Origin of the sequence: Haloarcula sp. Atlit-47R, from assembly GCF_003665985.1 — an archaeon.
Classification (GTDB): domain Archaea; phylum Halobacteriota; class Halobacteria; order Halobacteriales; family Haloarculaceae; genus Haloarcula; species Haloarcula taiwanensis.
Genome location: NZ_QPLQ01000006.1, coordinates 1 through 23,304, shown reverse-complemented (window position 1 = coordinate 23,304; position 23,304 = coordinate 1). Strand labels below are relative to the sequence as shown.

Here is a 23,304-nt window from a genome sequence, read left to right as displayed (position 1 = left end):
GTAAGGCTACACCTGCGCTGAAGCAGTTGATGGAACACCTGTTGCCGAATCAACGTTGCGAGCGCTCTACGATGATCGTCGTGAGCACTATTTCTACGCCGAAGCCGAAGACGAACGGCTCCAAGCAGCTGCCCAAGAACTCGAACCACTCGAGGAACCGGATATTCCCAATGATACGTGCTTCCCAGAGCAAGAAATTCGGGCTCTCGTCCGCGATGAGATTCACCGCACCAGCAGTAGGTGTTATTCAATGGTCCCTATTCGGTGTTGCCCCAGCAGGTATTACTGAACCAAGTGATCGGACTCGACTGCCTGCTCGGAGGTTTGGAACCGAGGAACGTTTCCGCATCAAGAGCTGCCATACTTCCGGTTCCGGCGGCCGTTATGGCCTGTCGGTACGTCGGTCTGCGACGTCGCCAGCAGCAAAGACGCCGTCGACGCCAGTCTTGGCTGTCATCCGTCCTGCTGCGTTCGTTTGGGTTTGGATGTAGTCCGCCGAGTCAAGCTTGACTGGCGTATCTGTCAGAAACTCTGTGTTCGGCGTATGACCGATAGCGTAGAATACGCCCTGTATATCGACGCTCTCTCGCTTGATATCGGCCCCGTCAGCGACTTGCTTTGTTGGATATCCGTCGGGGTCGGAAATAAGCGTCGCGCCCGTCACACCGTCCGCTTGAGAACCGTGGATGGACTCCAGTTCCGTGTTCCAGCGGAAACTGATAGCATCGTGATCGCGTGCGCGTCTGGCCATGGTATCCGACGCGCGAAGCTCTTCTCGCCGGTGAACAACTGTGACCGAATCAGCGAACTTCGCGAGGAACAGCGCTTCTTCCATCGCGGAGTCGCCACCGCCGACGACGAGTACATCGTGCCCGCGGTGAAATGTCCCGTCGCAGGTGGCACACGTTGAAAGCCATAGCCCATCAGCTCTGCTTCGTTCTCCGCACCGACCCAGCGAGCGCTTGCACCGGTAGCCACGATGAGTGCCTGCGTCTGTCTCGTCTCACCGGACGCTAGCGAGAGCCTGATCGGGTCGCTGTCCAGCGTGGCGGTCTCGGTACGACCGTGTTCGAACGTCGCACCGAACCGTTCGCCGGCGGGGTGACGATCCGTTGTTTGCCGATATTCCATCCTCGTTTACCGCATTCCAGACCCACTCGGACAGAGTGGCTGAACTCCCGACGGGCAGTGTCGAACTGGCGAGAAACGAATACGGTATACAGGCCTTCAGACTCGGGACACGCTACGGCGTTCAGTTCCACCCTGAGTATGACCGCGAAACGGCCGAATGGGTCATCGGCAACAAGATCCTCTCTGAGGACCGGCGAGCGTCAGTACTGGCGACGATTACAGACGAGTCGGTCGCGGCCGCCCGAGAGTCATCTGGAGTGTTCGACAATTTCGTGTCTCTTGTCGCGTCCCACCAGCGCTCTCCAGACCATTCACACTAATATCGGTGTCAATGTCATCTTGCCTGTTCGTCGCTCGAATACGCCCTCTTGATGCTATCGGGCATAGTTAAGTAGCCGTCTGAGAGACTCATGATGAACGGTGGAACCCCATCGAGTACTTTTGTTAGCTCCTGAGACAAAGTTTGCCAAGGACACGGCGGCAGAGCTATCAGCGTGTGTCGACGCCACAGTCGAGACGCCAGCGACGCCGTCCGAGGCGCGTGCATACCTCGACCGAGGTGACATCTCCTGTCTCGTGTTCTCCGAGGGGGCTGTCGAAGACGGGCTTGCGAACTTCGTCGATATGGTCAAAGATGTGATGCCGGACCTCCCGCTCGTGCTCCTCCACGAGCGCCCGTTCGACGCCGTCGCCGACGAAATCGACCTGAGCACACTCGCGGACATCCGTGCTAAAGAGTCGGTGGCAGCCAATCCCCGTTGTCTATGCCCGTGTCTCAACCGGGTGGCGGCCTCGCCGGCCTCGGGGGATGCGGAGTTACTTCGCAAGCGGTACGAACGGCTCGTCGAACAGGATATCATCGGTGTCTACACTGTCGAGGACAGGAAATTCACCTACGTCAACGAGCGTGTGGCAGAGATATTTGGGACGACCCCTGAGGCACTGACCGGCACGTCGGTTTTCGACGTCGTGGCCCCTGAGGATCATGAGCGCGTCCGTGAGCGGATTTGTCGCCGTGAACGGGGTGTCGAAGAGTCGAGCCACTACACGTTTCGTGGGACGCACCCGGAGCACGACACAGTCGTTGTCGAGGTGTACGGCAGCCGAGTCGAGACCGCTTCGGGGAGCCTGATTATCGGTGTCATGCTTGATATCACGGAGCGGGACAGTTACGAGCGGGAGCTTAGACGTCTCTCCCAGGCGTTGGAGTACGCCGCTACCGGCGTGTATATCACTGATACGGACAGCGTCATACAGTACGTTAATCCAGCATTCGAACGCATCACAGGCTACGACAGGAACGAGGCAGTTGGCGCTACGCCCCAGATTCTGAACTCCGGACAGATGGACGACGAGTATTTCGACCGACTGTATCGAACACTGGAGGCAGAGGAGGTTTGGGAAGAGTCTATCATCGACCAGCGCAAGAACGGCGAGTTCTACCACGCGTATCAGACGATTACGCCCTACAAGACACGCGATGGCGAGACGGCGGGGTACGTGGCCATCCACTCAGATATCACCGAGTCGCGTATCCAACAGCAAGTGTTGCAGGTCTTCCAGCGGCTGTTCCGTCACAACCTACGGAACAAACTCACTGTCATCCACGGTCACCTCGATCTCCTTCGTTCGGAAGTCACCGGAACGCCGGCCGAAGGTTCAATCGATGAGATCTCTGAGGCCACGGCGCAACTTGACTCGTTGAGCCGGAAGACCACGCAGGTGACATCGGCCCTTGAGTCAATCGACGAGACACACACTATCGACCTTGTTTCAGTCCTCCAGCGCGAACGCGATACGGTACACTCAGAGCATTCCGCGGCATCGATAACGCTCGAGACACCATCAGAACTGTATGTCGAAGGCGGCGGCGAACTCGAAGTCGCCGTCAACGAACTCCTGACGAACGCTGTGGTCCACTGCGATCAAGACGAACCGGAGGTATCAGTTCTACTCACTGCCGATCCGGAGCATTCGAAAGCATCTCTGGTCATTCGGGACAACGGACCGGGCATTACTGACGTGCAACTGGCTGCACTTGATTCCGGAGAGGAGACGCCACTGGTCCATACGGAAGGAATCGGTCTATGGCTCATCGAGTGGGTTCTGACCGGCCTCGGCGGCGACGTGGAATTCGAGAACGACACGCCAAGAGGACTTATCGTCACCCTCACACTCCCGTTAGCATGATTGACAAAGAATTTTAAAACGTTGTTTCTGGGGTCGCTGCGAGACGGTCTATCTCTGATTCGGTATTGACGGCGTGTATCGACGCTCGTACCGCCGACGGCTGTGGCAACGACCGGACGACGATACCCTTACTGGCCAGACGCTCGACGGTCTTTTCTTGGTCGTCGATGTCGACGGTTAAGAGGCCTGATTCGGGTGTTTTCGGACTCGGTAGCCGCTCACTGGGCACCTTTGATGTACATCGAGATGCCGGCGCATGGATGCGAGACTCGATACGGTCGACGCCAACATTTTCGACAGTGTCGATTGCCTCTCTGAGCGCCACGTGTGGTGCGGATTTGCAGGCCCGACCTCGAACCTTCGCGCGCCTTCCGCGTACTCAAACGGGTCTGCAGTCGGTGTCTCAACACTTCGATAGCCGACGGTTCGGGGGTGGAGCGAATCGGCAACGTCCCCGTTGACGTAGAGGAACCCACCTCCCCAGAGCCCGAGCAGCCACTTGTGGCCCGCTGCGGCGACGGCGTCTGCGCCCCACGCGGAGACGTTCATCGGCAGTTGGCCGGGAACCTGTACGGCGTCGACCAGTGCGAACGCACCCGCGTCATGTGCGATATCGACCAGTTCCGCAACGGGTAGTTTGGTCCCGTGTGTCCACGTGAGCGCACTGAAACACACCATATCCGCACCACTGACGGCCGTTTTGAAGCTCTCGCGGTCCAGACGGCCGTTCTCCGTTGGCACGACGCGAACTTCTATACCATCCCGCTCCAACCGTTGCCGCGGCAGGGCACCGACAGCCCGCTCCGGCAGGTCCACATCTGGCTCACCGTCACGCCGGGGTCGTGACTCGACCGGCAGCCACTATCCGATACGATATCTATATCTGACTTGTCGTTCAATAGCTGGTACGTAACCTAGTGGGACATGGTATTCATGAGTGAGCAACCAACAGCTGACCTTGGACACCCCGCCACCGATGGGGTGGTCACCGCGAGCGATGTGGCTGTGGTTCGCTCGCTGGTCGCCATCGGCGACGACCGCCAGCTCGCCGTCGTGACGGCGACCACGACCGGCACCGAACCCACTGGAGTGCGGGTCACCGACCGAATCCCGTCGACTCACGCGCTGACCTCGACCGACGGGCAAAAGTCGTTCGAGTCTGGCGATGCGGTCACCGTCACCGGCACCGTCAGGCCCGAGGCGGCGCTGCGCTTTGGCTACATCCTCTCCGGGCCGACCGCGACGGAACTGTCCGAGCCGGAAGTGGAGCTGTTGTCGGAGGCCGACAACAGACTGCGGGCGACGATACGGGACGAGACGGGTACCGAGACGCAGCTATCCCTGCGACCGGAGCAGTTGTTCGGCCGGTCGCAGCTGCGACTCCCCCTGCTCTCGCTCCCTGACCGTCCACAGACGGACGGTGCTCTGGTGGATGGGGCAGACGAAGCGCGGTCGCTGTCCGGGGCCGCCATCGGCGTCGTTCTGACGCCGCGCAACGAGGACGCCGCTCTGCGGACGGTCGTCCGGGCCAGCCAGCGGGGCTACGCCGCGCTGGTGACCTGCGACGAGCGCGCCGGGGAGTCGGAACTGCTGTCGAAGCTCGAATCGCTGGGTGCCGTGGTCGTCGACCCGCCGTCCGAAGCCGCGACCCAGAGCGACCTTCTCAGACACCTCTCAGCGGTCACCCGGGAGCGCGGGCTGCCCGGTATCGTCCTGCAGACGCGTGACTGCCCCCGTATCGACTACGACCGGACGGCGGCGGCCTACGAGCGGGCGGACTACGAGGTCGTGGCGATTCCGGAGGCGTGGTCGACGCCGTCGGCCGACCCCCGTGTCGTGGTAGGTATCCCGGCGTACAACGCCGCCTCGACCATCGCCGATATCGTCGAGCGGGCGGCGGCCTTCGCCGACGACGTGGTCGTCGTCGACGACGGGAGCGGCGACGACACGGCGGTCCGGGCCCGCGAGGCCGGGGCGTCCGTCGTCGTCCACCAAATAAACCGCGGCTACGGCGGGGCGCTCAAGACGCTGTTTCGGACGGCCGACGACCGGGACGCCCAGCATCTGGTCGTCATCGACGCGGACGGCCAGCACGACCCGTCCGACATCCCGGTGCTCGTCGAGACCCAGGAGCGCGATGGGACCGACATCGTCATCGGCAGCCGCTACGTCGGCGAGCGCGACACGAAGATACCGCTGGTCCGGTCTATCGGGCTCGCCGTCATCAACGGGTTGACGAACGTGAGCATGGGCAAGCTGCGACCGAGCGGGTTCGTCCACGACACCCAGAGCGGCTACCGGTCCTACAGCCAGCGGGCCGTCCGCTCGCTCGCGGCCGACCCGATGATAGGCAACAACATGGGCGCGAGTACGGACATCCTCTATCACGCCCACAAGGCTCGCCTCTCCGTCGTTGAGGTCCCGACGACGATATACTACGACGTCGAGAACTCGAGCACCCAGGGCTCGCTCTCACACGGCTACGACCTAGTCCGGAACATCGCCTGGACCGTCGAGTACGGCCGACCGCTGCTGGTGGTCGGGATCCCCGGTGTCCTCTCGACGGTGATGGGTATCGCGGTCACGGTCTTTCTGTTGACCAGGTATGTTGACACCGGGATCCTCGCCGCCTCCCAGCTTCTCGTCTCCGTGCTCTTTGCCGCTGGCGGAATGTTGCTCTGTTTCGGCGCTATCCTGATGCACGTGCTGAGCGTCCACCCGACGATGAAGCGTCTCACTACAGACGCGGACGGGTAGTCGCCCCGACAGCAACACTCGGGACCCGACGGTACGACTGCAGGACGGACTCAGAAGGTCCCGACGAACTTCTCCAGGGTCCGCGTCCCGAGGACGACGACGAGGAAGACGAGCGTGCCGACCGCCAGCGGCCAGAGAAGCCGCGAGCGTCAGGTGGGCGACGCGCCGACGGGGGCGGTCAGCGCCGTCAGCACCGCGAAGCCGAGGAAGGCGCTGACGAAGCGGGGGGCAACACAACGGTATAGCATCGAAATCTCTGACGGCTTTCAGAGGGCATCGAACGAACTCGCCGTAGCGTCCCATTGCAAATGAATCTGGAATCGACCGAAAGAGCCGGATATCCCCTTGTGAAAAACGGATGAATGAACGAACGATAAATTCATATCGTTTCTAAACGAACGTTCAGTAAGAATGCCCATGCCAGCGATTCAGACCGACGACCTGACGAAGTACTACGGCGACGTGCGCGAAAGTCCCGAAACGGGGCCGGAACAGAAGTGATGGCCGGCTTCAGCGACGAGAAACGGGCCTACATCCGGAGCGAACTACTCGATACCGGCCGGAAGCTGTTCGCTCGTTACGGCCTGAAGAAGACGACCATCTCGGACCTCACCGATCTCGTCGGCATCGCCAACGGGACGTTCTATCAGTTCTTCGACTCGAAAGAGCGTCTCTACCTCGAGATTCTCACCCGAGAGCAGGCGGCGTTCGCCGACCGTGTCGACGATCTGCTCGCCGACGCGTCGGGTCCACAGGAAGGGATTACCGCGTATCTCCGACTCACTATCGAGGAGATCGAGACGAACCCACTCATTCAGCAGCTCGTCGTCGAGGACGACTGGGAGCGATTGGTTCAGGAGTTCTCCGATGACGAACTGGCCGAACAACGCGAACAAGAGCTCGGGTATCTCCTCCCGTACGTCCGGACGTGGCAAGCGGACGGACAGCTCATCAACGGTGACCCCAGAGCGATCACTGGGGCCGTCAACGCCGCCGCGTTCGTCGCGTTGTACCGGGAGGAGTTCGGCGACGACCTCTACCCCGCTGTCCGCGACACGCTCGTCGAGAGCGTCGCCTCGGGATTGACTATCGATTCGAAACCGATCCCGGACGCATCCGAGACGCGGGCAGACGAAGAACAGCCCCAGTCGACCAGAGACGAACGGAGTACCCGATGACGCTACACCAGATACAGAGTTACGTACAGTGGTTCGAGGAGATCGGAAGAAATGACCCCGCACTCGCCGGCGGCAAAGGCGCGAATCTCGGCGTCCTCGTTCACGCAGGACTGCCCGTCTCGCCGGGGTTCGTCGTGACGACCGCCGCGTACCGAGCACTCACGGACGACACAGAAATCCAGGAGCTGATCGAGCGACTTGATTCGCTCGACGCCACCGATGCCGACGTACTGACGACGACAGCGGCCGAAATCCGGACCCTCATCCAGAATCGCGCGTTCGACGAGCCGGCCGAACACGCGATTACCGATGCGCTCGATAGCGACGCCGACACGACCTACGCCGTGCGTTCGTCGGCGACGGCTGAGGACCTCCCGACGGCGTCGTTCGCCGGCCAACACGACACTCATCTGGGCGTCCCCGCCGACGACGTCGTCGACAGGATTCGCGACTGCATGGCGAGCCTGTTCACCGACCGCGCCGTCGCCTACCGTGCCCGCAACGACATCGCCCACTCGACAGTCGAGATGGCGGTCGTCGTTCAGGAGATGGTCGACGCCGACGCGGCGGGCGTGTTGTTCACCGCCGACCCCGACACGAACAGCCGAAAAATCGCCTCGGTCGACGCAACCTTCGGACTGGGCGACACGGTTGTCTCCGGCGAGGTGAGCGCCGACAACGCCCGCGTCAACAAGGAGACCGGCGAGGTGCTCGACTACGATGTCGGTGAGAAGGCGACCGAACTGCGCGTGGCCGCGGAGTCGGGAACCGACGCCACGAGCACGAGCGCCGAACGTCGTGGATGTCGTGTCCTCTCGGACTCACAGCTTCGAACGCTCGTCGACCTCGGCACCCGTATCGAGGCGCTGTTCGGCGAGCCACAGGATATCGAGTGGGCACTTTCGGACGATGGGTTCCAGATAGTGCAATCCCGGCCCATCACCTCGCTGTTCCCGTTACCCGACCCGATGCCGGCGGACGACCGCCTGCACGTCTACCTGAGTATGGGCCATATGCAGGCGATGTCTGAAGCGATGCCGCAGTTGGTGCAGGACTTCTGGAAGACCTGGATGAACAGCGTCATCTCTCAGTTCGGCTTCGGTCCGTTCTGGCCGACGCCAGTGGTGACCGCCGGCGGTCGGATCTACATCGACCTCACCCCCGCACTCCGGGTCAAGCGGCTGCGCGATCCGCTGCTCGGAGTAATCGGCGCGGTAAGCGAACCGGCGGCAGCGGGACTGCGCGAGTTGGTCGAACGCCGCCCCGAGGAGTTCGAGCGCGAGGGACTCTCGCTTTCCTCGCTACCGGTGGTCGCCGGCACGACGCGACGGGTCAGCGGCCTCGCGGTTGCGGTCGCCCCGGCGTTCGCCGTCGGAGCACTCGACGCGTTTCAGGGACCGCCGACGGTCGAGGACCTCGACGAAACGTGGGGCGTCTTTGCGGAGTCGTTCGTCCCGGACGGAGTGACGACGGCGAACTCGCCCGCGGAGCGCGCTCGGGCGGTGTTCACGTTCGGGGACATCAAGTCCTTCATGGTCGCAGCGTATCCGAGGGCTATGCCGCTGTACCTCGCTTTCGGTATCGACACCTGGATGAACCGGACGTTTGCCGACGACCCCGAGACAGTGAACAAGGTGGGGAGGGGCTTCGAACGCGACGTCGTGACTCGAATCAACCTCGGGTTGGGCGACATCGCGGACATCGCCCGCGAACACCCCGCTGTCGCTGACGCCCTCCGGAACGGAGCCTCGCTCGAAGAGATCGCCGCCGTCGAAGGGGGCGAGGAGTTCGAAGCGGCCTTCGAGGCTTTCTTGGAGGACTTCGGCCATCGGGCGACGGGCGAACTCGACTTGAGCCGACCGCGCTGGCGCGAGAACCCGGCGACGCTGCTCAGTACGGTCCGGGCGAACCTGACGAACGAGGTCGCTGGCGAGCATCGCGAGCGAGTACGCGAGTTAGCCGTCGAGGCGGAACGTGCCGCCGACGAACTCGAAGCACGGGCTGATCACGGACTCCTCGGGCCGGTCAGGAGACGCGTCGCTCGGAAGATCATCGAGACCTACCGGGACACGATCTACACCCGTGAGTACCCCAAACACTACGCCGCAGAGGGCTTCGCCAGCTGGCGTGAGGCCTTGCTCGACAGCGGGCGTCATCTCGCGACCGAGGGCGTTCTGGACCGTCCCGAGGACGTCTGGTTCTTGCGCAAGGAGGAACTGTTCGCCGCGCTCGACGGCGACCCCATCGACGTCGATATCGAGGCTCGGCGGCGAGAGGTCGCTTTCTACGACACGCTCGACGAACCGCCGCTGCTCACGAGCGAGGGTGAGACGCCCCGTGGAGCGATTGATCGGACGGACGTTCCCGATGGAGCGCTTCTCGGCACCGGCGTTTCGACGGGGATCGTCGAAGGGCCCGCGAGAGTGGTCCACGACCCGACCGAAGCCACCGTCGAGGGCGGCGAAATTCTCGTTGCGCCCTCGGCCGACCCGGGGTGGACGCCGTTGTTCCTCAACGCCGCAGGAATGGTCGTCGAGGTCGGTGGTCGCGTCAGCCACGGCGCGCTCGTCGCCCGCGAGTACGGGCTTCCCGCCGTCGTTTCCGTCCCGAACGCGACCGAGAAAATCAAAACCGGCCAGTGGATTCGAATCGACGGCTCGCGGGGCACCGTCGAGATACTCGACGAGGAAACCGGAAGCAACTAAATCAATGACAACAGGAATCCCAACTACGTACACGAAACGCTTCGGTGAACTCGGGCGGGATGACCTCGCGCTTGCGGGCGGAAAAGGCGCGAACTTGGGCGAACTCGTCGGGGCCGGCTTGCCGGTTCCGCCGGGATTTGTCGTCACAACCGAGGCGTATCGCTCGCTGATCGACATATCGGAACTCCGCGACGCCATCGCCGAGTTGGAGGCGCTCGACGAAACCGACACCGAGGCCCCCACGGCGACGGCCGAGGAGATTCGCTCGCTCGTTCGTGAGCAGGAGTTCTCCGAGGAGATCGAACGGTCGATCGCCAACGTGCTTACCGCCGATACCTCATACGCCGTGCGGTCGTCGGCGACCGCCGAAGACCTGCCAAGTGCGAGTTTCGCGGGCCAACACGACACATCTCTCGGTGTGTCCACGAACGATGTCCTCGACGCCGTTCGCGAGTGTATGGCGAGCCTCTTCACTGACCGTGCAGTCGCCTACCGTGCCCGCAACGGTATCTCTCATTCAGCGGTTGAGATGGCGGTCGTCGTCCAAGAGATGGCTGACGCCGACGCTGCGGGTGTCCTGTTCACCGCCGACCCCGACAGCGGGAAGCGGGGCGTCGCATCCGTGGAGGCGACCTACGGTCTCGGTGAGACGGTCGTTTCGGGTGAGGTGACCACGGACAATGCCCGCATCGACAAGGCGACGGGTGAGATACTCGACTACGACATCGGTGAGAAAGCGACCGAACGACGCCTCACCGACGACGGAACGGAAACCGAGGAGACGAACAAGGACCGGCGGCCCGAACAGGTGCTCTCCGATGCACAACTTCGCACGCTCGTCGACATCGGCACTCGAATCGAGACGCTGTTCGGCGAGCCACAGGACATCGAGTGGGCACTCGCGGATGGTGAGTTCGTGATCCTGCAGTCCCGGCCCATCACCTCCTTGGTCTCACTCCCGGAACCGCGTCCCGACGACGACCGGTTACACGTCTACGTGAGTATGGGTCACGCACAGGTGATGACCGACCCAATGCCACCGCTGGCGCTCGACATCTGGGAAACCGTCTACGGAGGGATGTTCAACGACTACACCGGCGGTGACCGCGCATGGGTCACCAGAACGGAAGGACGGGTGTATCTCGATATCACACCAATCCTCGGGTTCGGCGTGGCACGCGACGGCATCGTCGAGTCCATCAGCGTGATGAGCGAGTCTGCCGCCGAGGGCACTGTCCGGCTCCTCGACGAGCGACGCGAGGAGTTCGGCGGTGAGTTCTTCGTTTCGAGCCTGCCAACCGTCCTCCGCAAGCTCGCCGGCGCGCTTCCACTCGTCGTGGGGATGACTCCAGGGATGGTTCGAGAGGGGTTGCTCCCCTTCTTCCGCGGTGCCGCTGGCACTGAAGAGTACGTGGCCGAATTCAATGCGTGGGCGAAGGCACAGGAAGCGCAGGTCCTCGACGCCGAAGGCCCGAACGAATTAGTCGAGAACGTGTTCGCGGGGTTCCCGGCCGAGTTCCTCTTCGAGATGTCGCCGAAGTCGGTGCGGGTTATCGTCGGCCCGGTCGCTGGCGGACTGCTCAAACGGGTTCTCACCGGTGTGGATGCCACGCTCGTCGACGCGGCCGCGAGAGGAGCCGAACAGGAAGTGGGCACACGCATGACGCTTGCACTCGGTGACCTTGCGGATATCGCACGAGAGACCCCGGCAGTCGAGCAAGCGATACTCGACGAACAGCCGTACGAAAAGATTCGCGAAATCGAGGGAAGTGGACCGTTCGTCGAAGGATTCGAAGCGTTTCTCGACGACTTCGGTCACCGCGCGGCGGGCGAGTTCGACCCGAGTCGCCCCCGGTGGCGCGACGACCCCGCCACCCCGCTCGGTATCATCCGCGGGAACCTCATCGGAGAACAAAAAGGGGCCCATCGCGAGCGTCTGCACGAGCGGAAGCGACAGGCACAGGACGCAATCGACGAACTGCAGGCGAACGCGCGGCGTGGGCTCTTCAGCCCAGTCCGATGGCCGCTCACAAGCCACCTCATTCGGACCTACCGGAGTCACATCCACCTGCGCGATGAACCAAAGCACGCCTCGGCACACCTGTTCGCGGCGTGGCACGAAGCCCTCCAGCGGGTAGGCGAACATCTCGTGGCCGAAGGCGTGCTAACCGAAGCCGACGACGTGTGGTTCCTCCGCAGGGATGAGCTGCTCGCGCTCATCGACGATCCATCCGGTGACCTGCCGGATATCGACGTGCGTCGACAGGACCACGAGCGTCACAAGCGGATTGACGTGCCACCCCTCATCACCAGTGAAGGAGAGATTCCCCGCGCCGAGCGCAGGGACGTCGGTGCGAACACGCTGGTCGGAACGGGCGTCTCCTCGGGCATCATCGAGGGCACAGCCCGAATCGTCCACGACCCGGCGAACGCAAACCTCCAGTCCGGCGACATCCTCGTCTGTCCGTCCTCGGACCCCGCCTGGACGCCGTTGTTCGCAACCGCGGGCGGGGTCGTCACTGAGGTCGGAGGTCGGTTGACCCACGGGGCGCTCGTCGCCCGCGAATACGGTCTCCCTGCCGTAGTTTCGGTGCTGGAGGCTACCGACCGTATCACGGATGGTCAGCGCATCCGCGTCGACGGCACGCAGGGTACTGTCGAGATACTCGACGACCAACCAGACGAATAGCAGTTTGAATATCTACTGGTAAGACAAATCGATGCAGCAACGTGGCCAACGGTTGACCGACGCATTTGTCGCTGCCCTCGAACTCTACAACGTCTACGTGAGGGCACAATTTCTGTACAGCACTCACCGATCTCAGACTTCAACCCAAAACTCGTGACAATGGATACTCAGAGTGGCATCCTGCTCCCTACTCGCTTCACGGGATGCTAACTCTTTGTTTATTTGGAAGTCACTGGCGACAGCTATCGGTCTCTCACACGCCATCTAGAACTTGCTGACGTATTCGGCCTCGATCAAATTCCTAACGAGTCAGTCATCTCTCGAACGTGGCGCAATCGCTTTGATGACGATGGTCGTGAGTATGTCACTGCCAGTGCACACTGCTTAGTCAAGGAGATTCACAACGAGAGCCTCTCAGTTCCCGAAGTCCGGCCACTGGAGGAAGTCAGTCAGTCAGTCATCAGAAGAGACTACTGACTCGGCTGAGGACACTACCGAATTTTCTGACGAAGAAATCTACCGTACACCCCGTCTCGCTCGTGAGCACGGCTTCGGTCCGTTCGACTCTGAGAGAGCTCAGAACGCGACGTATGAGGACACGCAATTTTTCGAGCTTCAGACGTTCATCGGGATGGTCGGCTATGGTACTCCACAGGGCGCGGCCCGGTTCAAGTTCCGCCAAGGCAAAGAGTACGGTCCCCACGGGGACACCCGCCTCCGCGCAGTCAAGCAATTTGATCCTGAGAACCTACTCGATGGATTTCAACAAGCAAGTCTCGGCAGTAGTTGAGACCGGTTGTCTCAATGCATTTGGTATGACCATAGTTTTCATTCAGAAGGCTCAGATTGAATTGGCTGCTCAGTGAGCCTGCGTATTGAGCAGTAGCTGACTCTGGGTAGACTCAGAGAAAGCCACAGGAAGGGTCATTTTCCGGAGGCGATGCAGTTGAAGCGAATACCATATCGGTGATCCGAATCCACAGCGCGTAGGTCGTATCCTGATACCTCAGATAAGCAGAGTCTTCAAATCGGTTGGCGAACGAATGGATAGCATCCGGAAGCTCAGGACAGGCGTGATAAAACTCTTCCTCAACAGCTTTCTGGACGATCTCCTGTTCATTTTCTGAGAGAGTGTCATACTGAACCGCTGTGTCATCGTGAGATTGAGAAGCAGGTACGGTTCTAACCACCGCATCGTCAGCCATACCAGAACCGAGACAACCCGACGTAGCAAGAGCAGATGCACCGAGAAGGCCGAGGAATTTGCGCCGGTTCATAGGGCGTTCTGTATCGTGAACCGGTAAGTATCTTGTCTGTACTGAGCGTTACAGTACTTCACGGTGGAAGGATATCGCCATCAAGGAATGCAGAACAATCCACGGGAATGCTGCTCCACGCATTCTTAATGACTTCGTATCCAGTCCAGCCCTCGGTTCGAATCATCTGGCCTGTCGCCTCACAGAACTCGGCTTTCGAAATGAGGTCATTATCGAGGAGAACGTAGAGCAGATACGGCGGACCCACAATATCAACGTCGTATCCGTGGTTGTTAGCCAACCGGCGAATCGATCGACGGGCAGCTCCATCAAGCAGCGAGACGACCTGATAAGAGTCACCGTGTTCGGACAGTTCCTGCTTCAGTGATTCCTCACCCGCATCCGGCCCGTGTGGGCGCGGAACGACACTCACACATGACCACGACGAGGAATCGTCTAAGTGATCGAGCACGCGCTGGCTGCCTCGTTTCAGATACTGTTCACGGCTTCCTTCCGGTGCGTACGTGTTCGAGTTGACGTGGTTGTGCAGTTCGTGCTTGCAGACATTCGTGGTTGTGAGAGCGAGCGACTCCGCCAGTACGTCCCATTGGTCGGTGTTCGCAACGGCAATCAGGGAACTCGTATCGGCCAGGAGCGGGTGGCGAGGTTCACTCGCCATCGCTATCAGCGAGGAATGTTGAGGTGTCCCGCTCCATCGCCGACTCGAATGCCTCTTTCTCCGCTTCCATCTGGTCGATTTTCTCACCGAGGAGAACCCGAGCTACGCCTTCATCGATCTCACCACGGCTGTATCGTTCGTAGACCGCGATCTCATCTTGCTCGTCCAGAGACCGGCGGAGCATCTCGATTAACCCTGTCCGGGCAAGTTCGCTCACATTGACGCCGCCGATATGAATCTCATCAAGGAGCTCCGCAGCCTCTTTTTCGGCTCCTGCACGGAACTGAATCGTTTCATCGTAGCTTGAGCCGCTCATAGAGAGTCGTTCGCCGCGCAGGGAGTTATATGTTATGACGTGTAATGACTTGTAATTACATTTTTCGATGCTTCAGACACGTGATTGTATGCCCAATTAGTATCGGTCCTCTCGATAATACTACAACATTCTGACCAAAGAGGCCTCGGCGGAGCTATTGAGCCTCCTCTGAGCCAGTGATGTCTCAAATACTGTTGGACAGTTGGTGGTTTGTAGATTTCTACATTCGGAACTTGTGGTCCAAACCTGCCGCAGAAGTTGAGACTGGCAATCTCAATGCATACGGTTTTGAGATTATCTGTTCCTCAAAAGTGAGCCAGTTACATCTCGAATCTTCTGTGTACTTTGAGGATCCGGGTTAACGACACGGGTATCCGCTAGGTCCGTGAAGTATCTAGTCCATGTTCTTGCGAGCCGATGTCCCGACTGGACATGGTGGGACTACTCATGACCAACTCAGAACAGCGGATAGCGACCGAGACAGCACTAGAGCTGCTGACCAACCAACAGCGACAACAGATCCTCCGCCAGGTGGCTGACACACCCGACGGGACGACTGTCGACCAACTCACACAGCACCTGCGAGGGGCGGATTCACTCCAACCGGACGGTAACGGTTCTGTAGAACATCGAGGTATCGAGCTTCACCACATTCACCTGCCGAAGTTACAGGAAGCGAACGTGATCGAGTACGACACCGACCAGGGGACTGTGCATCGCGGCCGAGAGTTCCAAGATGTTCTCGCTCTGCTCGCGGTCATCGACGATCACCGAGAAGAGACTTCGCCGACGCTCTCCTGATCGCTCATTCGCTCGATAGGCCGCAGAACCTATCAGTCGTCTTCCTCTCTGGGCCCTCCATCGACGTGGACTTCTATGCTTCCGTTTCCGCTCACCGAGACGGCGGTGTCAGCGTACCGGAAGGAGACCGTTGCTGACGAGGACTGTCCGTTGAGAAGTGCGTCGAGTGTATCCGCATCGAGAGTTTTCTGCAGCGGTGGGAGCTCCGTCGTGGGCCGGTCGGTGGCTGCAGCAACTGCTTCGACCACCATCACACTGGGCTGATCCGACTCCGTCCAGTTATGACGAACTGTCGGGGGTTTCGCATCTGTGCTGTCGGTCTGGTCGGAGGTCTCCGAGTCTTCGACTCTGTTCGTGTCGTCATCCATTAGCGATCACCAGTTGTTATGCAAGAAGCGACAGCGGAGGCAACTACCATTGCTTCTGGTCCCGTATGTTGAACTCGGGTCCGTATAGGATTGTTGTGAGTATCTGAGTTACTACTTATTTTGCGAGTCGCGATTGTTGTCGAGCTGCCAGGTGAACAGCGCTTTCAGCACTACGACAAGGCTATTGGTCTGACCTGCGCCCCAGATAGCAGTTTCGTCACGCGGTTCGGGTGGGTGTTCACCGTTGCCGTCGACAAGCACACTCACGAGCGTCTTTTCCTGGTCGACCATAAGGAGGCGACCAGCAGGGGTATCCGACCAGTCCCACACCGATTCGAACAGTTGCGCGTCAGGTACGTCCTGTTCGAGTCGGGATTCGACGGATTGTGACATCTCTGCGAGCCGAATCGAGACCCCATGGTCGTTGGCGGTTGAGAGGCATTCAGCGACCTCGTCGGTCAGCAGTTCCCCGATAGTCATGAAAACGACCTCATCATCAGCGGACGAGATGAAATCCACGACGCGTTCGGTCACGGTGTCCCGGCCGGTTACCGTCCAGACGCCCTGCTGTTCAGTACTGCGATTCACTGATGCAAGCTGGTCGAGCGCGTCTGTCAGGACCGTCACGCGGTGGTCGTATTCCTGTTCGAAGTGACGGCCGGCCGTCTCTGTCGAGATGGCCCAATATCGCTGGGGACTCGACTGTTTCACGTCGACAAGACCGCGGTCCTGGAGCTCGTCAGTTGCGTCGTAGACGCGTGTTCGGGGGACATCGGCGACTTCACTCACGTCCTGCGCAGTCCCTTCGCCGAGACTGACTAGGGCGACGAATGTCCGGGCGGCGTAGGTACTGAGGCCGAGCGCTTTGAGCTGTTTGACAGCCGTGGATCGTGCTTGGTTGGATGAGTCGCCGGACATTAATCGTCACCAATCTCGTGAAAACCACCGTGTATGGTGGCTTCTGACGTGTAGTGACAGAGAGGTTGGGACCAAATCTGTGCCTACACGCCACTCTACTCTCCGTGCTACCCGTACAAAGAAGTATTGTGATTAAGTGGGTGAATGTCTGAGTAGTATTGTTTTCAAGGCGCTCAAATCCCTCAAAGTTGGAGTCGTTCTGTGATAATTTGGGTGACACCGGTAGATCTCAGTGCGACGTACTAAACATCCGGGGCACGAACCAGAAGGTAGCGGTCGAGGTTGGGACCAATGGAAGATGTTTCAAATCATGACCAAGCGATCGAATTGCTCCAACAACTCGGGCTCAAAGAGTACGAAGCCAAGTCGTTCGTCGCGCTCGCACGCCGCCAGCGCGGAACGGCCAAGGACATTAGTGAGACCTCCGATGTGCCCCGAACGCGCGTCTATGACGCGATTCGCGTACTGGAATCAAAGGGGCTGGTAGAAACCCAGCACTCGAACCCGCAGATATTTCGAGCGGTCTCTATCGACGAGGCCGTCAACACCCTCCAGTCAGAGTACGTCGATCGGGCCGAGTCACTCCGGAGTGCCCTGAGCGGGCTTGAACCGACCGACGAGGAAGAGTCAACAGAGGCTACCCACGAGGTGTGGTCCATCTCCGGCGACCAAGGCATTACGAGCCGGACGCGGCAGTTGATCGAGGGAGCGACAGAGGAGTTGATCCTCGTGGTCGGCCACGAGAGTATTTTCACCGACCAGCTGGCCGAACAGCTGCAGTCGGCTCAGGAACGCGATGTGAACGTCATCATTGGGACAGTCGATGAAGGCCTCCAGGCCACGATTCAGGATTCCCTGCCTGGTGTCGAAGTATTCGTCTCAGGATTGGACTGGCTGAGCCGGTCGCCGCTTCCAGATGACGATACCGAAATCAGTCGGCTGTTACTAGCCGACCGTGAGGCGATTTTGGTGAGTTCGTTCACCGAAACGAGAGCGGACGGTCGTGAGCACGAACAGGGCGTCTTTGGCCGCGGATTCGACAACGGGCTGGTCGCGATCACTCGGCGGCTGATGGCGACTGGATTGCTGTCTGTGAACGATCCCGAAACTGAGGAGGCCTGAGTCTCCACGGGAGCGTCGGAGAGAACGTCATATCATTGGCCGAGAACGGCAGACGTGTCCCCGATGGCACCGACTGCCGTCTCTCGGCGCGATGTCTTCCGTTCGATAGCGACAACACAGTATCTCGACTGGCCGGCCTACGACTCGACGCCACTGTACGACCAGAGTTCACTGACGGCGCTCATTGAGGATTTCCGGACCGTCTCGGGAATCTGGTTCGAGCACAACGCCCACGACTTGGTCGAGGGGTTCGTCTGTCAGTATCCACTTTCCTACGTGGAGTTCAATCCCCACGACCAGTACTCCGGTCCGACCCGATATGAGATGCCACAGCTCTTCAGAGCGTTCCTGCTGAAAGAGGTGTACGGCTGGGACCACGAAACAGCGCTCGTCGAGTATCTTCGGCAGCACTCAGGTACCCGTCGCTCGCTCGGGTTCGACTCCGTTCCCGATCAGTCGACACTCTGGCGCAGTTGGAACAAGCGCTTCAGCGCTGATCTTCGTGAGACAGTCGAGAGAATGGCTCGGACGCTCCTCATCAACGCACAGAACGCCGGTATTGCGGTACCTCGTGACCCGGAACGGAAGCTCCAGTACCATGACGACGAGTCTGAGGCGACCGATCCGGACGACCAGACTGTTTTGGAAGAGGCAGCGAAGATCAGCGATCACGTCAGCCGCGTCGTTTTCCCCGCATTCTCGCTGGACCGTGGCGAGGGCTGTGAGATCCACGAGAACGCCTACTGGGGCCTGCAGACATATCTCGGACTTCGCGAACGGCTGGCTGCGAACGAGGGAGCTCGCAGTTTCGTCTACGAGTCGACTCGGGATCGGACGCCGCTGGGGCACGCCCATCGGGAGCAGATTCGGGACCTCTCGATTGACCAAGTGCGAGAGATGTACCGGCAGGCTATCACTCGGCTCCTGAACGAAGTTGCCGAGACAGAGCAGTTCTTTCGAGCCGGAATCGTCGCGATCGACATTACCGAAGCTGACCCGTTCACAGGTAACCGCACGGGCCACGAGGACGAGATCATCGGGACAAAGGAGAAGACCGACGAGTATGCTTACCAGTGGGCGTCCGTCCAGTTAGTCGGCAACGCCGTCCCGCTGGTACTCGATGCCCGCCCCGTCCGAAAGGGGGAGACACGACTGGAAATCGTCGAGGACTTGCTCGATTCGGCTGAAGAGTTGGTCCACGTCGATAACGTGCTGATGGACAGGGAGTTCGATAGCCAGCACGTCTTGGAGATGATCAGCCAGTGCGGGCTCTCCTACGTCGTTCCCAAGCGGATGCAGACCAGCGAGAAAGCCCAGGCCAAGCGATTGCTTCGACGTGATCAAGACCGCTACGAGACCGACCGGAAACTCCACCTCGGCAAGAACGACTGGCACGAGACGACGCTGATCTACCGTCGGAAAGAAGACTCCGAGCATGACGACCACCGGCAGTACTCGGTGTTCATGACGAATTGCGGGAGCGGTCACCTCACAGAGTACGGGTATCGGTGGGAGATCGAGAGCGGCTACCGGTCGATAAAGCGGTTCATGGCTGCGACCACCTCGAAGGATTTCGGACTGCGGTTCTTCTACTTCGCATTCGCGTGTCTCTTGTACTCGATTTGGCGAGCGGTCGATTTGCTCGTCCAAGTCGAGTTGACGGGTGAGTACGAACACTCACCCATTGTGACGGCCGACAATACGCTCACGCTGCTGAAGAAGGAGACCGGGATCGGATAGAGAGATACTCTGACCGGGGCAATACGGATTCATGAGTGGCAACGCTGTCGGGGATCTTGAAAATTCACTGGTCTAGTTGGTAGTACGACACCAGAAGACTATCGAGAGTAGATCCGAAGCAGCTTCGCCTCGAAAATTCGCCCGAAACCACGCATCAGAGTCCCGCTAAACCCGTTGTAGTCTCAACTTCCACCCTGCCGCAGTAGTTGAGACTGGTCCTCTCAATGCATACGAAATGAGATTCAGAGGAATCTTGGCTGGAATAACTGTTCAATCTGGATGCTTAGTTATCAACAGATGACCCCGGCTCGGAAGGGGTTCTTTCACGTAATGCTTGGGTCTTTCCCCTATTATAGAGCCAGAATAGGACGAGTAGCGTCAGAGGGAACAGTACAATAGCGATGATGGCAAGAGGCGGAAAGAGGAGGAATAGAACAAATGTTTTCCATGAAACGATAGTATCACGGGGCATAACTGAACTCCAGGTCAAGGGAGTATCTGTCTTGTGGACTTCACAAAAGTGAGCTTACGTACCTTCCCTGTATTCGTCACAATGCATGCTCGGCCTCATTCAGCCAGTACTCACGAGTCTGCTCGTCGATGTATCCAATGACACCGTCAGCTAAACCGAATACATGAAAGCGACAGTGCAGAAATCGGAAGCACCACCGACGGGACAAGACCTATTATTCGACATAGCTGACGGTGGAGTGAATGCCCTCTGATCCGCCGTCCAACACGTCGGCAAGTAGACGCCGCTATCTCGCACTTGCGGGAGCCGCGGCTATGTCGAGCATTGGGGCCGCAGGATGTCTCGGAGCCATCGATCGGCGACTCCGTGGGCCCCAGACAGAGTGGCGGACGGTGCTTGAGGGGGAGAGATTTCTTTCGAGCCCTATCGTAAATCGTTCGAGCGAGGTACTCGCGATGGGATCGAACCGGCTGTACGCACTCGATGCTTCAACGGGGGACCGTCAGTGGCGTACAACGGACTTCGAGCAGTCGACCAATTGTCCGGTTATTGCAGACGGTGTGGCCGTCGTCGCGGGTCCGGACCGGCGGGCTGCGTACCACCCAAGCGGCACAAGAGCGTGGATTCGACGCGTTGATGGTTGGTTCAGCCCGTATGCCGCGTTCGGCGACGGGACGGTCATTGGAGGCTATCACGAATACGGCACATATGAACCACCCATTGTCCTGATCGACACCGGGGATGGCAGGCGGAAGTGGGAGACGACACCCGAGCCCTGGCTGAACCCCAACGGAACTACCCACTCGGTGAGCGACATTATCTCCGTCGGGGAGGGCGGCGTCGCAGTTGACGAGATCGGTAGGTTCGCTGGCCTCGACTCGGACGGGTCCGTCCGCTGGGCCATAGGTACTAACGACTGGCGTGGTCACGGCTCGCTTGAACCGGCGCTCGCGACCGATGGCGAACTAGTCGTCGCAGCTGCTGGGTCGGTTATCGCTGTCGATCCAGCCGACGGGACTCACCGCTGGCGTGCCTCCACACCGAGCGAGACATCCGGCCTCGCAGTCGCTGACGGGACCGCTTTCATATCTTTCGACGGTCACACACGCCGTCGCGACGATGCGCCCGCCGGTGTACTTGCAGTTGACCTGTCCAACGGGAGCGAGCGATGGCAGACGGAGCTGCCGGATGCGCCTGGGCCGCCCGGAGTCGGCGTCAACGATGTCGTCGTTGGTACCGAGGGCGGCGACCTTGTGGCGCTCGACGCGGCCACCGGCGACCGACGGTGGAGTGGGCCGGTCGGCAACCGGATGGACGACCGCCCGCTCGTCATGCCAGAACGAGTGATCGCTGGAGGGAAGGTCAACGGAGATCCCATGCTGGTCGCCATCTCCCGTGAAGTTTAGAGTGAGTGCGATAGTAGATTGGTGAACGATTCGCAGTCCAGTCCTATCGGCAAAACACTCTCTCATTGATGAAACGAAGAGCAGTGAGTTGCTGAACTCGCCTTCTGTACTGACTAATGCTCACTCATACTGATTAGCGACATTGAGAAGTCTATCTGTTTTCTTTATTACCAGTCAGACGAATTTTTGGGCGTATCGTGGCCAGTCTATCGCGTGGTTGCGAGTTGTGATTCACGACGCACTGTCTTTCGACGAATCGCACAGCAGTCATACGCTGAATGGCCAGCGTATGATTCGACACCACTCTATGACCGGAGTTCCCTCGCCGGCCTGGAAGAAGACATCTGGACCGTTGCGTCCACATGGTTCGACCATGAGGACCACCACTCCGTTGACGAGTTCGTGTCTCACTACCCAGTAGCGTATGTCGAGTTTGGACCACACGACCGGTACTCTGGAGCAACCCGGTACGAGATGGCCCAACTGTTTCGATTGTTCCTACTCAAAGAACTTCACGGCTGGACCCACGAAACGGCACTCCTCACGTACCTCACTCACCATCCAGACCTCCGTGAACAACTAGGCTTGGAGACAGTCCCAGACCAGTCGACGCTGTGGCGAAGCTGGCATGAACGATTCACTACAGAGCTTCGTGAGACAATTGAATCATCTGCACGGACGATTCTGATCAAAGCCCAGAATGCGGGTGTTACTGTCCCACGCGAGCCAGAACGTCAGCTTCCATTTCACGGTGATGAACAAAAGGAATTAGACCCAGATAATCAAGCTCTCCTCGATGAAGCGGCATCGATTACGGACCACATCAGCCACATCGCTTTCCCAGCGTTCTCACTGAATCGTGACAACGGCTGTGAAATCCACGAGAACGCTTACTGGGACTTGCAGACGTATCTTGGACTTCGGGAACGGTTGGCTGCTAACGAGGGGGCTCGCAGTTTTGTTCACGAGTCGAGCCGGGATCGAACGCCGCTGGGTCACGCCCATCGCGAGCACATCCGCGACTTGTCGATTGAACAGATCCGGGAGATGTACCGACGGGCCGTGAACCGATTACTGGCTGAAGTCGCAGGGACGGAGGAGTTCTTCCGAGCGGGGATCATCGCTATCGATATTACGGAAGCCGACCCGTTTACTGGGGATCGTACTGGTCACAAGGACGAAATCATCGGTACGAAGGAGAAAACCGACGAGTACGCCTACCAGTGGGCGACAGTCCAGCTGGTCGGGAACGCTGTCCCAATCGTACTGGATGCTCGTCCTGTACGAAGAGGCGAATCACGGAAAGAGATCGTTGAGGATTTGCTGGATTCAGCCCAAGACGCCGTTCACATCGATAACGTACTGATGGATCGGGAGTTCGACAGCCAACACATTCTGGAGATGCTCAGCCAGCGTGGACTGTCGTATGTCGTGCCCAAGCGGATGCAGACCAGCGAGAGAGCCCAGGCAAAGCGACTGCTCCAACGGGGTCAGGACCGATACGAGACTGGTAGGAAACTCCATCTCGGGAAGAATGAGTGGCACGAGACGACACTGATCTACCGACGGAAGGAGG

General features: G+C 59.6%; 15 protein-coding genes and 3 pseudogenes. 11 read left to right on the top strand and 7 right to left on the bottom strand.

What is annotated here, in order from left to right; genetic code table 11:
• Nucleotides 1-257: 257 nt before the first annotated feature.
• A pseudogene (locus DVK00_RS18160) lies at nt 258-1,092 on the bottom strand (NAD(P)/FAD-dependent oxidoreductase); the annotation flags it as partial.
• Between DVK00_RS18160 and DVK00_RS18155 the strand changes: the two are divergent.
• Nucleotides 1,080-1,451 (top strand): annotated as a pseudogene (locus DVK00_RS18155) (type 1 glutamine amidotransferase); the annotation flags it as partial. The pseudogenes DVK00_RS18160 and DVK00_RS18155 sit on opposite strands and share 13 nt — an antisense overlap.
• A 100-nt stretch (nt 1,452-1,551) precedes the next feature.
• Nucleotides 1,552-3,321 (top strand): PAS domain-containing sensor histidine kinase, encoded by a 1,770-nt coding sequence (locus tag DVK00_RS18150; protein WP_147435894.1) that lies wholly within the window; start codon nt 1,552-1,554, stop codon nt 3,319-3,321.
• Nucleotides 3,322-3,334: 13 nt separating this feature from the next.
• Here the strand turns inward: DVK00_RS18150 and DVK00_RS18145 are convergent.
• A pseudogene (locus DVK00_RS18145) lies at nt 3,335-4,125 on the bottom strand (aminotransferase class V-fold PLP-dependent enzyme); the annotation flags it as partial.
• Between the two features lie 129 nt (nt 4,126-4,254).
• Here DVK00_RS18145 and DVK00_RS18140 point away from each other — a divergent pair.
• From DVK00_RS18140 to DVK00_RS18125, 4 genes are all read left to right on the top strand, one after another.
• Complete coding sequence (locus DVK00_RS18140; protein ID WP_158598822.1) at nt 4,255-6,078, top strand: glycosyltransferase family 2 protein; 1,824 nt, start codon at nt 4,255-4,257, stop codon at nt 6,076-6,078.
• A gap of 500 nt (nt 6,079-6,578) precedes the next feature.
• Nucleotides 6,579-7,256 carry a TetR/AcrR family transcriptional regulator gene (locus DVK00_RS18135; RefSeq protein ID WP_121578149.1) on the top strand — a complete coding sequence of 226 codons (678 nt, stop codon included), beginning with the start codon at nt 6,579-6,581 and terminating at the stop codon, nt 7,254-7,256.
• Nucleotides 7,253-9,961: a PEP/pyruvate-binding domain-containing protein gene (locus DVK00_RS18130; RefSeq protein ID WP_121578148.1), complete on the top strand. Its 2,709-nt coding sequence runs from the start codon at nt 7,253-7,255 to the stop codon at nt 9,959-9,961. Before DVK00_RS18135 ends, DVK00_RS18130 begins: the two co-directional genes overlap by 4 nt.
• Before the next feature lie 4 nt (nt 9,962-9,965).
• The gene (locus tag DVK00_RS18125) at nt 9,966-12,650 is read left to right on the top strand and encodes a PEP/pyruvate-binding domain-containing protein (protein ID WP_121578147.1); all 2,685 of its coding nucleotides are present in this window, start codon (nt 9,966-9,968) and stop codon (nt 12,648-12,650) included.
• Between the two features lie 902 nt (nt 12,651-13,552).
• Here DVK00_RS18125 and DVK00_RS21195 read toward each other — a convergent pair.
• From DVK00_RS21195 to DVK00_RS18110, 3 genes are read right to left on the bottom strand one after another with little or no spacing between them, the layout of a single operon-like run.
• Nucleotides 13,553-13,927, bottom strand: coding sequence for a hypothetical protein (locus DVK00_RS21195; protein WP_147435893.1), 375 nt, complete (start codon nt 13,925-13,927; stop codon nt 13,553-13,555).
• 58 nt (nt 13,928-13,985) lie between these two features.
• Entirely contained in the window at nt 13,986-14,585 is a 600-nt protein-coding gene (locus DVK00_RS18115) for a hypothetical protein (RefSeq protein ID WP_121578146.1), read from the bottom strand.
• Nucleotides 14,575-14,901, bottom strand: coding sequence for a hypothetical protein (locus DVK00_RS18110; protein WP_121578145.1), 327 nt, complete (start codon nt 14,899-14,901; stop codon nt 14,575-14,577). The genes DVK00_RS18115 and DVK00_RS18110 overlap by 11 nt, the downstream gene beginning before the upstream one ends.
• A gap of 447 nt (nt 14,902-15,348) precedes the next feature.
• Here DVK00_RS18110 and DVK00_RS18105 point away from each other — a divergent pair, with 447 nt between their 5' ends.
• Nucleotides 15,349-15,702 carry a hypothetical protein gene (locus DVK00_RS18105; protein WP_233560831.1) on the top strand — a complete coding sequence of 118 codons (354 nt, stop codon included), beginning with the start codon at nt 15,349-15,351 and terminating at the stop codon, nt 15,700-15,702.
• Nucleotides 15,703-15,734: 32 nt separating this feature from the next.
• On the opposite strand, the gene DVK00_RS18100 is transcribed toward DVK00_RS18105, so the two are convergent.
• Together DVK00_RS18100 and DVK00_RS18095 are read right to left on the bottom strand one after the other, a co-directional pair.
• On the bottom strand, nt 15,735-16,070 hold the full coding sequence (locus tag DVK00_RS18100) for a HalOD1 output domain-containing protein (RefSeq protein ID WP_121578144.1): 336 nt from the start codon (nt 16,068-16,070) through the stop codon (nt 15,735-15,737).
• Between the two features lie 111 nt (nt 16,071-16,181).
• The gene (locus DVK00_RS18095) at nt 16,182-16,988 is read right to left on the bottom strand and encodes a TrmB family transcriptional regulator (protein WP_121578143.1); all 807 of its coding nucleotides are present in this window, start codon (nt 16,986-16,988) and stop codon (nt 16,182-16,184) included.
• Nucleotides 16,989-17,279: 291 nt separating this feature from the next.
• Here DVK00_RS18095 and DVK00_RS18090 point away from each other — a divergent pair, with 291 nt between their 5' ends.
• From DVK00_RS18090 to DVK00_RS18070, 4 genes are all read left to right on the top strand, one after another.
• Nucleotides 17,280-18,110: a TrmB family transcriptional regulator gene (locus tag DVK00_RS18090; protein ID WP_199722481.1), complete on the top strand. Its 831-nt coding sequence runs from the start codon at nt 17,280-17,282 to the stop codon at nt 18,108-18,110.
• 63 nt (nt 18,111-18,173) lie between these two features.
• Nucleotides 18,174-19,850 carry a transposase gene (locus tag DVK00_RS18085; protein ID WP_121578142.1) on the top strand — a complete coding sequence of 559 codons (1,677 nt, stop codon included), beginning with the start codon at nt 18,174-18,176 and terminating at the stop codon, nt 19,848-19,850.
• A 714-nt stretch (nt 19,851-20,564) separates the two neighbouring features.
• Entirely contained in the window at nt 20,565-21,728 is a 1,164-nt protein-coding gene (locus DVK00_RS18075; protein WP_121578140.1) for a PQQ-binding-like beta-propeller repeat protein, read from the top strand.
• A gap of 213 nt (nt 21,729-21,941) precedes the next feature.
• Nucleotides 21,942-23,304: transposase (locus DVK00_RS18070; RefSeq protein ID WP_147435892.1), on the top strand; the 1,363-nt coding region annotated here is incomplete at its 3' end.